Source organism: Oribacterium sp. KHPX15 (assembly GCF_900107835.1).
In the GTDB taxonomy this organism is placed as follows: Bacteria; Bacillota; Clostridia; order Lachnospirales; family Lachnospiraceae; genus Oribacterium.
Window position 1 is genome coordinate 134,337 of record NZ_FNRG01000001.1, and the last position, 14,678, is coordinate 149,014.

Genomic DNA, 14,678 nt, shown 5'->3' on the forward strand with positions numbered 1-14,678 from the left:
AAAAGGCTTTGTGTAAAGCCGGGAATCTAGGATTCCCGGCTTCTTTTATATCGCAGGGGTTTTGTGAGTGATATTTTTGAAGGATGCCGATAGAGTCCTGCATTGTGAGAGGAAAAATTAATCTTCCTGCTCAATTTATAGGAGTTTAGAATGGTTGGATTTTTATCTGATAAATATATAAGAACTGCAAAAACATTATTTTTCCTGTTTATGTTCATGCTGATGTTTGATTTTATAGCAAAAGCAGATACCATATATCAGGTTACACCAGAGTCGGATCTACAGGAGATTATCGATTCCTGTAATGACAGCGAACAAAATAAGGTGATCATATATATGCATTCCGGAATCTATAAACCTTTTTCGGCCATATCTTCAATGGGAATGCCGGAACGATACATAAGCTTTATAGGTCTTTCGGATGGCGTGGAGATTCTCAGTGAAAGCGGGCTTTATAAAAATCCTGCTGCAGATCTAAGGCTAAATGGTAGAGTGGAAAATATTCGATTTATAGCAAGCCATCCTGATGGAGAGCTTAATGTAGAGGACAAGGGTGCTTATGCCGTACATGCGGACTACGGCTCCCAGCATACTGTATTTTCTGACTGTACATTTATTTCTTATCAAGCTTCTGCCGTAGGTATGGGACTTACCTATGACAGTGAAATGATATTTAAAGACTGTCATTTTATCAACAGAGCAACGGCAAAGTTCGGCAGCTATTGGAGAATGGGAGCCATACTTGCCCATACACCTGAGTTGGAATCCGGCACATCAGGAGCGAAGCTGACTCTTGAACACTGTATATATGAGTATCCCGGGGAATCATACGCCGGAGTTATAGTTTCGGAACTGAATGGAAGTGAAGTGGATTTTAAGGAGATATAACAGCTATTTTGCTGCAGTTCAGGCTAGGATTAACAATCACAGACAGTAGTATATATAAAGTTACGCATTTTCGCGCCGGGGGTATGTCCCTGGCGCTTTTTGTGTTTCCCGGAAGAAAAAATGTGTCCTCATGTTAACGGAACATATTGGCTACCGGACGATAAAATGCGTCTTCATGCCAACGGCTCACGGCGTTGAAAGTACACTCCGAGAAAAATGTCCGACAGTGTCTGAACACTTACATTTTTGCAATAATAATCCAGTATGAATTTTTGCTATAGTATTGACAGAAATTAATATAACATGTATGATTTCACACGAATATTCAAAAGCCCCATATCTATGGGCGAAAAGATTTGAACTATCTTAGTTTCAATTATCTATATTTATATCTTTAAAGATATCCCTAATTTTATTTTTTGATCAGGAGTTTATTAAACAATCTTTTAATAAACGCTTTTGATTTTGATGCTATACTAAAACTATATGAAAGATCATAAAGGATAAAGAACTTCTTTCTGAACTCATCAGATGTATATTGCCGGAAATAAAGTTTACGGATCTAAAGATAGATGGTCAGAAGACGATTGAGATAGGCCCGGATTTACATGGTGTAAGGTTTGATGTCTTTGCAACTATGGAAGAAGGGAGGATAGTGGACATCGAGCTGCAGGTTCTTAATACCGGAAATCTTCCGAAAAGGATACGTTACTATGTGTCCATGGCAGACATGCAGATGCTGGAGAAAGGCGTAGTGTATGATGAACTTGTGGAGTCCTATGTAGTGATGATCTGTCTGTTTGACCTTTACGGTGAAAGCAGACATATGTATACATTTACCAACCGCTGCAAAGAAAATCCGGAACTGGAAATGGGCGATGGAACTACCAGGATAGTTCTAAATGCAACCGGAACAAAGGATGATATAAGTCCGAAGTTAAAGGCATTTCTCAGTTATGTTGCAGGAAATGCGGTAGAAGATGAATATGTGAAAAAACTTGATGAAGCAGTGCAAAGGGCAAGGAAAAACAAGAAATGGAGGAGAGAATATATGGTTATCAACATGAGAGATTTAGAACAACAGGCGATGGGGGCTAAGCGAAGAGATCGTGAGAAGATTGCAGAAATGCTTCAGGATGGCAAAACTCCGGAAGAGATAGCATCTTTCTGCAAGTATCCCATGAAGCTTATCAAGGAAGTACAGAATAGTATGATGTCAGTGAAATAATACTGGGAATTGAACATTCGAAAATTGCAGTATTATTATGAATCATTCAGTATATGTTCATAACAAGAGTAAAATAAAACGAAAAAGACAACCATGTTATTCTGTGACTGCACAGAGAATATGGTTGTCTCTTTGCGTTATATAGTTAAAACTGATCCTGACTGATGTTATAATTAATGAGTCAATGACTGATCAGCGCGAGTAATTTTATGATTGTGGGTATGTTGTGGGTATGAAGGAAATGAATGAGGGGAATAAAAGTGTAAGTGATTTTATGAAAAAGAAGGGAAAGAAGGGACGGAAACCGGAACTTAGTACGACGCAGATGATTTCGCTGAGTTTTTTGTCGGCGATTCTGGTGGGGGCGGCGCTTTTGATGCTTCCATGCTCAACGGTGCCGGGAGAAGAGACGGATTTTCTCACGGCGCTGTTTACTGCTACTACTTCTGTTTGTGTTACGGGGCTTGTTGTGGTTGATACATTTTCTCACTGGACACTGTTTGGGCAGATTGTGATCATGCTGCTGATACAGGTGGGTGGCATAGGTGTTGTGTGTCTTTCAGCAGTGCTTTTGATACTTATTCATAAGAGATTGTCTCTTAAAACCAGGGTGCTGATGATGGATTCCTTTAACCTTGACTCCATAAAAGGAGTTGCCGGTTTTTGCCAGAGAGTGGTTAGAGATATATTCATCGTTGAGGGCATCGGAGCGATTTTGTCGGCGTTTGTGTTTGTGCCGGAGTTTGGCAATACCAAGGGCATATATGTCTCGATTTTTCATTCGATTTCTGCCTTCTGTAATGCGGGTATCGATGTTATAGGGCCTGACAGTTTGTGCAGATATTCGGGGAATTATTTTATTTTGTTTGTCACCATGATGCTGATTGTTCTCGGTGGACTTGGCTTTGTGGTTTGGTTTGATGTAGCCAATGCTGTGGGTGCATTTTTCTCAAAGGCTGAGGGAAGGAAGCGATTCAGGCTTCATGAACAGACTAAGCTGGTGCTTGCATTGACGGCGGTGCTTATTGTGAGTGGGGCAATGCTTACATTTCTGGCAGAAATGGATAATCCGGCGACGATGCAGAGTATGAGCCTGGGAGCAAAGATATGGAACAGCTTCTTCCAGTCCGTGACTTTCAGAACTGCGGGTTTTATGACAGTGTCCCAGAAAGGTCTCAGAGAGGTTACGGCTCTTTTTGGACTGATGTATATGTTCATCGGAGGATCACCTATGGGAACCGCGGGCGGCGTAAAGACTGTGACATTCTTTGCACTTATGCTTTATGCCATCAGTTTCCTTAGGGATCGTGAAAAGCCGGTGGTTTTCAACAGATCATTTTCCATAGAAACCATTCGTAAAGCGGTTGCCATCATTCTTATCAGTTTTCTTGTGACGTCGCTTCTCAGTATCATGTTAATGTTTACGGATCACGGAATACTCATGACGGATGCGCTTTTTGAAACCTTCAGTGCGACGGCGACAGTGGGTCTTTCCAGAAATCTTACATCGACTCTCACTCCGGCAGGAAGAATGATCATTATCACTGCGATGTATCTCGGAAGGATCGGGCCTATATCTCTCGTGATGTTCTTCAGAGGACAAAAGGCTAAGAAGAATCTTCTGATCAGTGCAGAGGGCAAATACTACATGGGATGATAAAGTTTTGTAAGTAAAATGTTTAATGGAAATTCTATTTTCCGGATTCCTGACTGTGTTCTCTCGTTACATAAGGGAATGTCTAGAGCCGGCTAGATGTGAATCTGTCTGTCAGATTTTAAGCATCCAATAACAGCGCAAATAGATGAGGAGTTCATTAATCATTTTTTTAATCTAAGAATTTGATTACTAGGGGAGGAAAAATATGTCAGAGAAAAAAACACTTTCGATTGCGGTATTGGGACTTGGGAGATTCGGTAAATTTACAGCCAGGGAGCTTTTTGAAAATGGTGTGGAGCTTCTTATCGCCGATAAGAGTGAAGAGGTGGTTAACCAGCTGTCGGATATAGCTGAGGTCGCTGTTGCCTGTGATCTTTCGGATCCGGATGCAGTTGAGAAGCTGGGTCTCGGCAACATGGATGTTGTAATAGTGTGTATGGGAAGTAGTATGGATCCAAGCATAATGTGTATCATGGTGGCCAAAGAGCAGGGAGTACATAAGGTTATAGCAAAAGCAGGTTCCGAGCGCATGGGTAAGGTGCTTAAAAAAATAGGTGCGGATGAGATAGTATATCCGGAGAAGACCATGGCACAGCTCACTGTCACAAAAGTTCTTTCAAAATAGTTAAAAAAACCAAAGGACATTACAGACGTCTGATATTGTATACAGAAGGTTAAAAAAACACCCGTTAATCAATACTTTTTTGGTGATAATGTTTATCGCCGATTTAAAGCGTTGATTGACGGGTGTCTTTTTTACGCGGACAGATGTATTCTCTGAAAGAATAAAAGACATAATGAAAGGTTATCAAATGTATTAAAAAGGTTTATGAATTGCCGGAAACATTATGATTGCAATCGGTTGAGGAACATTTAACGAAATGGTATAATCTGCGGGCATGCTAAATATTGACATAAATTATATTAAATTAATATTTGAAATATCTTTATAGGTTCAATTTCAGAAGTCGCTCAGATTTGTATATCTGTTTTTCGGATAAAACGGCAAAGCGCATGTGTTTATATATGAGCTGATCAGATTGACATCAGTGTGTCAGATATAAACGGCTGAAAACCTACGTTAATAGATGGGGAGAAACAAATGAATTTTGATAATGTGAATAAAGAGCTCATAGCTTTCCTTGATAGCAGTCCAAATGCTTTTTATGCAGTAAGCAATATGTGTAAGACTCTTGAGGATGCCGGACTCATACGTTTATATGAAGGAAAACCATGGGAGCTTGAGGCAGGAAAAGGCTACTACGTAACAAGAAATGATTCAGCTGTAATTGCATTCCGCATTCCAAAGAAGGATTACACGGGTTTTCAGATGATGGCAAGTCACTGTGATTCACCGGTGTTTAAGATCAAGACCAATGCTGAGATTACCATAGATAAGCAGTATGTGAAGCTCAATGTCGAAAAGTACGGCGGAATGATATGCGCACCCTGGCTGGACAGACCGCTTTCTGTTGCGGGCCGCATAATTGTCCGCACAGAAGAGGGCATCGAGACCAGACTTGTAAACATTGATCGTGATCTCATGATCATTCCTAATCTTGCCATCCACATGAATCGCGAGGTAAATGATGGATACAAATTTAATGCTCAGGTTGATATGCTTCCGCTTTTCTGCGAGAAAGGCGAGGAGTCGGATGTATTCATTAAAATGATAGCAGAAGAGGCAGGGGTAAAAGCCGAAGATATTCTTGATACAGACCTTTTCCTTTACAACCGCATGAAGGGCACGATGCTGGGACTTAACAACGAGTTCGTGGCAAGCGGCAGACTTGATGATCTTCAGTGTGCTTACGCCTCACTTCAGGGCTTCCTTAAGGCAGAACCTAAAGATTCTGTTGCGGTTCACTGTGTATATGATAACGAAGAAGTTGGTTCAGGAACCAAACAGGGCGCAGCCGGAACCTTCCTTAAAGATACGCTTCGCCGCATTAACAGTTCATGCGGTAAATCAGAAGAGGAGTATCTCATGAGTATCGCTTCAAGCTTCCTTGTATCAGCTGATAATGCTCATGCCGTGCATCCCAACCACCCTGAAAAGTCAGATCCGACAAATCGTCCTTACCTCAATAATGGAATTGTTATTAAGTACAGCGCAAATCAGAAATACACAACAGATGCGGTTTCGGGTGCGGTAATGCGTGCTATCTGTAATGAGGCGAAGGTTCCTTTCCAGATATTTACAAACCGTTCCGACATGCTTGGGGGTTCCACCCTCGGAAACATTTCCCAGAGCCAGGTTGCATTAAATACAGTTGATATAGGACTTCCTCAGCTTGCCATGCATTCACCTTACGAGACTGCAGGCGCAAAGGATACAGCATATCTTATAGAAGCTGCAAGAGTTCTGTTTTCATCGACAATGGAAGGAACCGGTGACGGAAAGTACAGGCTTTTATTCTGACTAAAGCAGCCGAAGTTCTGTTCTCTTCGACCATGGAAGGAACGGGAGGCAGGGACTATAGGTTTGAATTCTGATTGGAGACACGGTTTTTCGTTGGGGGAATAGGTTACTTAATCGAAAAACCATGAATCAAGAGATGTTCATGTTTCGGTGAACTTACAGAAGGGGATGTGATCCGGAGTCAGGGCATCTTGATTTTCCAGACATATCATGTTTGGAAAAATAAAAATAAAAAGCAAAGTATGAATCAGCTTTGCGGCTATGAAAAGGAGAGTTTATTATGGATTCAAAACGTATCACTTGGACGACTCTCGCATTCATGGCGTTTTCAACAGTATGGGGATTTGGAAACGTTCTGAATGGTTTCGTCTACTTCAATGGTATCCAGGTTATTTTCAGCTGGATTCTCATGTTCGCACTTTACTTCATCCCTTATGCACTTATGGTTGGTGAACTTGGTTCAGCCTTCAAAGAGTCCGGCGGCGGAGTCAGCTCATGGATTCTCAAGACCACAGGTCCTAAGCTTGCTTACTATGCAGGCTGGACATACTGGGCATGCCACATCACATACATCGCCAGCAAGTCTTCAGGCGGACTTAAGGCTCTCAGCTGGGCAGTATTCCGTAATGCTGAGACCTACGATACATTCCCGACCATCGGTGTTCAGCTCATTACATTTGCAGTACTTCTTTTCTTCTGCTGGGTTGCCAGCCGTGGTCTTAACCCGTTAAAGAAGCTTGCAACCATCGCAGGAACAAGTATGTTTGTAATGTCTATCCTTTACATCATCATGATCTTCACTGCACGTGCAATCAATCCGGGTGCTGATTATGTATCTATGGATTTCAGCATGAAGAACCTTATTCCTCAGTTTGATGTAAAGTATTTCACATCACTTTCTATCCTTGTATTCGCAGTTGGCGGATGCGAGAAGATTTCTCCTTATGTAAATAAGGTTGAGAACCCAAGCAAGGGCTTCCCGAGAGCAATGATCACACTTGCCATCATGGTTGTGGTTTGTGCTATCCTTGGAACCATCGCTATGGGTATGATGTTTGATCCTGTAGCAATCAATGAGAACTTCAATGCATATGTTTCAAACGGTTCTTACTGGGCATTCCAGAAGCTTGGTGCTTACTATGGTATCGGTGATTCACTTCTCATCATCTATGCTGTATGTAACATGGTAGGCCAGCTTTCAACACTTGTTATCAGTATCGATGCACCGCTTCGTATGCTTCTTGATAATGAAGATGCTAAGGAGTTTATCCCTACAGCTCTTCTTAAGAAGAATGATGCAGGCGCATATATCAATGGTATCAAGATGGTAGCTGTTCTTTCAGGTGCTATCATTCTTATTCAGTCTTTCGTTCCGGGTGCTGCCGCAGTTCTTAAACAGCTTACAAAGCTTAATTCTGTATGTATGCCTATGAGATACCTTTGGGTATTTGCTGCATACATTGCCCTTCGCAAGGCGGGAGCAAAGTACAATCCTGAATATCGTTTTGTCAAGAACAACACTCTCGCACTTGTTGCGGGTGGATGGTGCTTCTTCGTAACAGCAGCCTGCTGCTTACTCGGTGTTTATGACACAGATCCATTTACAATGGCTCTTAATATCATCACACCTTGCGTACTTACAGCACTTGGCGTAATTCTTCCTATCATTAAGAAGAATGAAAAGGTTCATGCAGTAAAAACTGCATAAATAGTCAAAAACAACCACATAACATTCAAAAATGACTATAACCATAAGCTGTCCTGAAAAGGGCAGCTTTTTTAATGCTTTAAAGCGAGGAACCGGCTTAAAAATGCATCGTATTTTGTTAAAAATGCATCAATAACAACTTTCTGTTTATTAGTACAGACGTCAAAAAACAGCTTTTTCAACTATCACCTAAATCATGGTCGAAAATGAATATATTATAGGCAAAATCGTGAACATTTCTGCATTGTTTACTGTTAAAATACACATAGTTAAAGCAATCGACCCCAAAAAACAATAAAGATTGCACAAATTGGAGGAAAATATTTATGAAGAAGAGAATAGTATCTGCTATTATGGCCGGAACAATGGTTGCTTCACTTGCAGCCTGCAGTCCATCACCTGAGGCACCTGCAACATCTGCTGAGACAAAAGCTGCCGGTGAAACAAAAGCTGCCGCCGAGACACAGGCTGCCGCTGAAACACAGGCTACTGAAGCTGCATCAGAGGATGCCAATACACTTACAGTTTACGCATGGGACAAGAACTTCAACATCCCTGCACTTAAGGCAGCTGAGGCTGATTATCAGAAGAATGTAAATCCTGATTTCAAGCTTAACATCGTTGAGCAGTCACAGTCATCTGATGTTGAAAATGCAGTAACACTTGCAGGTTCAGCCGGAGACTACAGCACACTTCCTGATATCGTTCTTTTCCAGGATCACTACTTCAAGAAGTATGTAACTGATTTCCCTGAGGCATGGGCAAGCTTTGAAGGCGCAGATATTAACTGGGATGATTTCGGAGCAGAGAAGCTTTCATATTCAACCATCGACGGCGTTCATTACGGTATGCCTGTAGACAACGGAACAGTTATATTCGCTTACAGAACAGATCTTCTTGAGCAGGCAGGATATACAATCGATGATATGAAGGGCATCTCATGGGATGAGTGGATCGAGATTGGTAAGAAGGTTTACGACACAACAGGCAAGTATCTTCTTTCCATGGATGGTGACGGAAACGATCTCCCTTACATGATGCTCCAGGCTGAAGGTGTTTCACAGTTCAAGGATGGAGACATTAACCTTTCAGAGAATGAGACTTTCAAGAAGATAATAGATGTTATCGTGAGAGGTGCTAAGGAGAATGTCATCTACCTTGCAAACGACTGGTCAGATTACACAGATCAGACAATCGTTGGAGACATGGTTGCCGGTGTTATGAATGGTAACTGGATCATCCCTACAATTGAGCAGGTAGGCGATAACAGCGGAAAGTGGGAGATCACAAGCATGCCTACTCTTGAAGGAAACGGCAAAGAGGGCTTCGCTTCAAACGGTGGTTCTTCACTTTACATCACATCAAACTGCCAGAACCTCGAGCTTGCTCAGGACTTCCTTGGAAAGACCTTCGGTGCAGGATCTACAGAAACCTATGATGCAGCTCTTAAGAACGGTGGCGTTATCACATGTTCAGCTAAGGCCGGTCAGTCTGCAGTTTACAATGAAGGAATTGAGTACTTCAACAACACACCTGTTTATGCAGAGATCGTTAAGATGAGCGCTAATGTTCCTGTAGTAGAGCAGAGTGATTATCACTATCCTACACGTACACAGGTTGCAGCTGCTATCCAGAACATCATCAATGGTGCTGATGCAGATGCTTCAATAAAGGATGCTGAAGATCAGGTTAGATTTGCAATGCAGGGTTAATCCCTTATTGGGCGGGGAGAAATGATACCTCCCCGCCCTTATTTTATCAAAAAAAGGAGTACTTTTATGAACACAAACAGTAAAGAAACCAGTGTTCTTGCCAAGCAGCATAGAGCAGGATGGTTTTTCCTGCTTCCGGCAACGATACTGATCTTCGTATTAAATTTTTATCCGATGTTCCAGGCCTTCATCATTTCTTTAAAGAAGGGATCACCGGCCGCATTACAGTGGACGACACCGATTTTCAATAACTATACCCGTATGCTGCAGGATAAGCTGTTTATCCGTTCAGTAGGTAATACCTTCCTTTATCTTCTGATACAGGTCCCTATCATGCTGGTACTTGCAATACTGCTTGCACAGCTTCTGAATAATAAGGATTTAAAATTCCGTGGACTTTTCCGTACAATGGTATTCCTGCCTTGCGCAACATCACTTGTTTCATATGCATTGATTTTTAAATCTCTATTTGCCACTCAGGGACTTATCAATTCAGTTCTTGTAAATTTAGGTATCTTCAAGGAGAACTTCAACTTCCTGGGAACTCCCTGGTCAGCAAAGATGGTTATCATCATCGCGCTTATCTGGAGATGGACCGGATACAACATGGTTTTCTATCTGGCAGGTCTTCAGAATATCGAGTATTCGGTTTATGAAGCCGCGAAGATTGACGGCGCCAACGGATGGGAAACCTTCTGGGGTATCACAGTTCCTCTTTTAAGACCTGTCATCGTAATGACATTTATCATGTCCATCAACGGTACACTGCAGCTCTTTGACGAGTCTATGAACCTTACCGGCGGCGGACCTGCAAACTCCACAATTACCATGTCTCATTATATTTACAACAACTCCTTTGGACAGGGTGTAGGTAACTTCGGTTATTCCTCAGCATTAAGCTTCATCGTATTTATAATGGTTGCTGTTCTTGCATTTATCAATCTGAAAGTAGGTGACAAACGTGACTGATACTAAAATAATAAAAGCAAATTCTTCTGCTATACAGAAACGTCTGATACCAACATATATCTTTCTTGTCTTTTGGTGCCTTTTCTCAGTGTTTCCTCTTTACTGGATGATCACTGCTGCCACCAATGCCTCCATCGAGGTTGCAAGAGGTAAGATTGTGTTCGGAACATACGCGGCAACAAACTTTAAGAATCTTCTTGCTGCAGAGCCGCTCTTTAAGTCCCTTGCCAATTCCTTTAAATATTCTATAGTTCAGACAGTACTCTGCCTCTTTATCTGTTCACTGGCAGGCTATGGTTTTGAGCTTTACCACGACAAGGCAAAGGATAAGCTTTTCGGAATACTGCTTCTTGCGATGATGGTACCTCAGGTAGCAACCATGATACCTCTTTTCCGTATGGTATCTGATGCTCACCTCCTTAACACAGTATGGGCTTTCATACTTCCTTCTATCTCAACACCGTTTATGATCATGATGTTCAGACAGAACTCAAGAAACTTCCCGGTAGATATCATGGAGGCTGCAAGACTGGATGGATTGTCAGAGTTTGCTATTTTCTTCCGCATGTATCTTCCGGTAATGAAATCAACCTATGCCGCAGCTGCAGTTATCAGCTTTATGAATGCATGGAACTCATATATGTGGCCAAAGGTTGTAATGAATACCGATACAAGTGCCATGAATATGCCGATGCTTATAGCTAACCTTGCAGCCGGTTATACAGTTGATTACGGTACACTTATGATGGGCGTTCTTTTCTGTTCAGTACCGACTATGATCATTTTCTTCATTCTGCAGAAGCAGTTTGCAGAGGGTATCACAGGATCTGTTAAATAAGTATTAAGTAAGAAAGAACTTATATGTAAGACCATGCACAAGGATGCAGTCTTTGAGTATGGAACTTATAAATTAAATGTCAGGGTTCTCCGGTAGGAGGACTCAGACATATAAAGAGGACAGAAGTATATGGAAAAATTCAATTACGACATTGTAAAGGATCCAAAGATATTTAAGATAAATGTTCTTCCCGCTGCTTCAGATCATGTAGCTTACAGAACAGAAGAGGAGCTTTTGAGAAAAGAGTCCGGGTTCAGACATTCCCTTAACGGATTATGGAAGTTTTCCTACGCCAAAAATTACGGAAGTGCCATTCCGGGATTTTTCGAGGAGGATTATGATGCAAAAAGCTGGGACGATATACGCGTTCCCGCACATATCCAGATGGAAGGATATGATATCCCGGCTTATGTAAATACCCAGTATCCCTGGGACGGAAGAGAAGAAATTGATCCCGGAGAAATTCCTGAGGCATTCAATCCTGTAGGAAGTTATGTAAAGTACTTTACAGTGCCTAATGGTTTTAAAGGAAAGCCTCTCTACATATCATTTCAGGGAGTAGAATCAGGCTTTGCCCTTTGGCTTAATGGAAAATTCGTTGGCTACAGTGAAGACAGTTTTACTGCAAGTGATTTTGAACTTACACCTTTTATAAAGGAAGGTGAAAACAAGCTTTCTGTTCAGGTGTTTAAATGGACTGCTTCAAGCTGGCTGGAGGATCAGGATTTTTATCGCTTCTCCGGAATTTACAGGGATGTTTATCTTTATACAGTGCCTGAAGTTCATGTATATGATCTTAAGGTAAGGGCACTTTTGGACGATACCTTCACCAGAGGAACACTGGAGATTACATTAGACCTTGGTAAAGCAGGAGGTTCAACAGAATATGTGCTTACCTATAAGGGTGAGGATGTACTTAAAGGAGCAGTGAAAAATGCTGCCGGAAATCTTCAGATCAACGGAAATGTTTCGAAGCCGGCATTATGGTCAGCCGAGAATCCTGCACTTTACAGGCTTAAGCTGATACTTAAGGATGACAACGGAGACGTTAAGGAAGTTGTCGAACAGGCAGTGGGATTCCGGCGTTTTGAAATGGTTGACGGCATCATGATGCTGAACGGAAAGCGCATCGTATTTAACGGCGTCAACAGGCATGAGTTCTACACAGATAAGGGCAGAGCCGGTGTCACTCTTGAAGATGTAAGAGAAGATGTTATCGCCATGAAGCGTAACAATATCAATGCCGTAAGAACTTCTCATTATCAGAATGCTTCATATATTTACAGCCTTTGTGATGAGTATGGTCTTTATATGATCGCTGAGAACAATATGGAGACTCACGGTGTATGGGATATGATCGCAAGAGGCCAGAAGCCTTTGGACTACGCACTTCCAGGCAACAGAGAAGAGTATGTTCCCATGCTTACAGACCGTATAAACAGTACCTACCAGCTTGACAAGAACCATCCGTCGGTTCTTATCTGGTCCATCGGTAATGAATCCTTTGGTGGAAGAGTACCGTTAAAGATGGCTGATCAGTTCAGGGCACTGGATCATGAAAGACTTGTGCATTATGAAGGCGTGGATCATGACCCGAGATATCCGGAAACTACGGATATGTACAGTCAGATGTATACATCGGCAGAAAACATTGAAAAGTTCCTGAAGACTCATACAGACAAGCCGTTCATTCTTTGCGAGTATACACATTCCATGGGTAATTCCAACGGAGACATGTTTAAGTATATCGAGCTTTCCGACAGGGAGCCGAGGTATCAGGGCGGTTTTATCTGGGATTATGTTGACCAGTCTCTGAGACGCAAAAACCGCTTTGGTGAAGAGTATCAGGCATATGGCGGTGACTGCGGCGAAAGACCTAATGACTATGAGTTCAGCGGCAACGGTATCATGGACGGAACCCGTCATGAATATAAGGGCAAGATGCAGGAAGTGCGTTTCAACTTCCAGACTCTGAGAATCAAGATTCAGGATGGAAAGATCAATGTCTTCAACAGAAATCTTTTCACTGACGCAGATGCATTTGACTGTCATGTGACTTTGAGTAAATACGGCGAAGAGCTTATAAGAAAAGATATGGCAGTGACTGTTCAGCCGCTTACCGAAAAGAGCTTTGATCTGCCTTTTGCTATTCCGGAAGAAGCCGGAGAGTACACAGTGGATGTTTCATTTACTCTGAAGGACGATACACTTTATGCAAAGAGGGGGCATGAAGTTGCTTATGGTCAGGGAGTAGTAAGGATTAATGCTGAGGAAATTGAAAAACAGCATGAGCTGTCGCTTAAGAAACCATTTAAGGTTATCAGAGGATCGGTGAATGTAGGAGTAAAGGGTGAGAACTTTGACATTCTTATCTCAACTCTTAAAGGTGGTATCACTTCCTATCGTTACGGCGGGAAGGAAATGATAGGTGTTGTTCCGAGACCAAATTTCTGGAGAGCACCAACTGCCAATGATGAGGGTAATCAGATGCCTGGTAGATATGGAGTATGGAAGCTGGCAAGTCTTTATCAGACCACAACACCGAAGAAATTATGTGAAGACAAAGAAATGCTTTCTGAGGTTATGGCATATCCTGTGGTTGAAGAGCTTGAGGACCGTGTCAATGTGACATTTAAACATTGGCTGTTCCCGTTGGAGAAGGATTGTTTTGTGACTGTAACCTACAGTGTATTCGGAGACGGAACCTGCAGAGTAACAATGAGCTATGAGCCTTCAGCTGCGAAGGAGCTTCCACCGATGCCTGAGTTCGGTTTCATGATGAAACTTGATGCAGATTATGATAGAATCTGTTTCTATGGAAACGGTCCGGAAGAAAACTACTGTGACAGAAATGCAGGCTCAAGACTGGGAGTGTACAGAACTACTGCCGGGGATTCCATGGCACCATATCTTGTTCCTCAGGAAACCGGAAATCATACAGCCGTGAGATGGGCTGCAGTGACTGACAGATCAGGTAGAGGAATGAGCTTCCGTTCAATGGACCTTGATGGTATGGAGTTTTCTGCAATTCCATTCACACCGGAGCAGTTGGAGGAGGCAAGACATCCCTATGAGCTCCCGAGAGTTATGAATACTGTAGTAAGATGCTCAATGAAGCAGATGGGTATCGCAGGAGATGATTCATGGGGAGCAATGACCCATGAGGAGTTCCTGCTTGACAATAAGAATCCATTGACATTCAGCTTCGAATTCAAAGGTATTTGACGGATATCATCCGGGTTTTAAGGGCAGGTTT

General features: G+C 42.2%; 10 protein-coding genes. All 10 read left to right on the forward strand.

Annotated elements, in window-relative coordinates; all coding sequences use genetic code 11:
- The first annotated feature begins 150 nt into the window (after window positions 1-150).
- The 10 genes from BLV86_RS00535 to BLV86_RS00580 all read left to right on the forward strand — a co-directional run bounded on the left by BLV86_RS00535 (window position 151) and on the right by BLV86_RS00580 (window position 14,647).
- A complete protein-coding gene (locus BLV86_RS00535; RefSeq protein ID WP_031550091.1) occupies window positions 151-888 on the forward strand; it encodes a hypothetical protein in 738 nt (245 codons plus the stop codon).
- A gap of 496 nt (window positions 889-1,384) precedes the next feature.
- Complete coding sequence (locus BLV86_RS00540; RefSeq protein WP_278308761.1) at window positions 1,385-2,116, forward strand: Rpn family recombination-promoting nuclease/putative transposase; 732 nt, start codon at window positions 1,385-1,387, stop codon at window positions 2,114-2,116.
- A gap of 274 nt (window positions 2,117-2,390) precedes the next feature.
- Window positions 2,391-3,773, forward strand: a complete 1,383-nt coding sequence (locus BLV86_RS00545) for a TrkH family potassium uptake protein (RefSeq protein WP_090814866.1) — start codon at window positions 2,391-2,393, stop codon at window positions 3,771-3,773.
- A 205-nt stretch (window positions 3,774-3,978) separates the two neighbouring features.
- Window positions 3,979-4,398 carry a potassium channel family protein gene (locus tag BLV86_RS00550; RefSeq protein ID WP_090814739.1) on the forward strand — a complete coding sequence of 140 codons (420 nt, stop codon included), beginning with the start codon at window positions 3,979-3,981 and terminating at the stop codon, window positions 4,396-4,398.
- A 477-nt stretch (window positions 4,399-4,875) separates the two neighbouring features.
- Window positions 4,876-6,195: a M18 family aminopeptidase gene (locus BLV86_RS00555; protein WP_090814740.1), complete on the forward strand. Its 1,320-nt coding sequence runs from the start codon at window positions 4,876-4,878 to the stop codon at window positions 6,193-6,195.
- 280 nt (window positions 6,196-6,475) lie between these two features.
- The gene (locus BLV86_RS00560) at window positions 6,476-7,903 is read left to right on the forward strand and encodes an amino acid permease (RefSeq protein ID WP_090814741.1); all 1,428 of its coding nucleotides are present in this window, start codon (window positions 6,476-6,478) and stop codon (window positions 7,901-7,903) included.
- A 326-nt stretch (window positions 7,904-8,229) separates the two neighbouring features.
- Window positions 8,230-9,615, forward strand: a complete 1,386-nt coding sequence (locus BLV86_RS00565; protein WP_031550074.1) for an ABC transporter substrate-binding protein — start codon at window positions 8,230-8,232, stop codon at window positions 9,613-9,615.
- Between the two features lie 66 nt (window positions 9,616-9,681).
- Window positions 9,682-10,584, forward strand: coding sequence for a carbohydrate ABC transporter permease (locus BLV86_RS00570; RefSeq protein ID WP_031550071.1), 903 nt, complete (start codon window positions 9,682-9,684; stop codon window positions 10,582-10,584).
- Window positions 10,577-11,422, forward strand: coding sequence for a carbohydrate ABC transporter permease (locus BLV86_RS00575; RefSeq protein ID WP_330386183.1), 846 nt, complete (start codon window positions 10,577-10,579; stop codon window positions 11,420-11,422). The genes BLV86_RS00570 and BLV86_RS00575 overlap by 8 nt, the downstream gene beginning before the upstream one ends.
- Window positions 11,423-11,551: 129 nt before the next feature.
- Window positions 11,552-14,647 (forward strand): beta-galactosidase, LacZ type, encoded by a 3,096-nt coding sequence (locus BLV86_RS00580; RefSeq protein WP_090814742.1) that lies wholly within the window; start codon window positions 11,552-11,554, stop codon window positions 14,645-14,647.
- Window positions 14,648-14,678 lie beyond the last annotated feature (31 nt).

Excerpts from the sequence above, each read along its gene's own strand:
- BLV86_RS00535 (WP_031550091.1), top strand. The coding sequence starts at position 151 with ATGGTTGGATTTTTATCTGATAAATATATAAGAACTGCAAAAACATTA.
- BLV86_RS00545 (WP_090814866.1), top strand. The coding sequence starts at position 2,391 with ATGAAAAAGAAGGGAAAGAAGGGACGGAAACCGGAACTTAGTACGACG.
- BLV86_RS00550 (WP_090814739.1), top strand. The coding sequence starts at position 3,979 with ATGTCAGAGAAAAAAACACTTTCGATTGCGGTATTGGGACTTGGGAGA.
- BLV86_RS00555 (WP_090814740.1), top strand. The coding sequence starts at position 4,876 with ATGAATTTTGATAATGTGAATAAAGAGCTCATAGCTTTCCTTGATAGC.
- BLV86_RS00560 (WP_090814741.1), top strand. The coding sequence starts at position 6,476 with ATGGATTCAAAACGTATCACTTGGACGACTCTCGCATTCATGGCGTTT.
- BLV86_RS00565 (WP_031550074.1), top strand. The coding sequence starts at position 8,230 with ATGAAGAAGAGAATAGTATCTGCTATTATGGCCGGAACAATGGTTGCT.
- BLV86_RS00570 (WP_031550071.1), top strand. The coding sequence starts at position 9,682 with ATGAACACAAACAGTAAAGAAACCAGTGTTCTTGCCAAGCAGCATAGA.
- BLV86_RS00580 (WP_090814742.1), top strand. The coding sequence starts at position 11,552 with ATGGAAAAATTCAATTACGACATTGTAAAGGATCCAAAGATATTTAAG.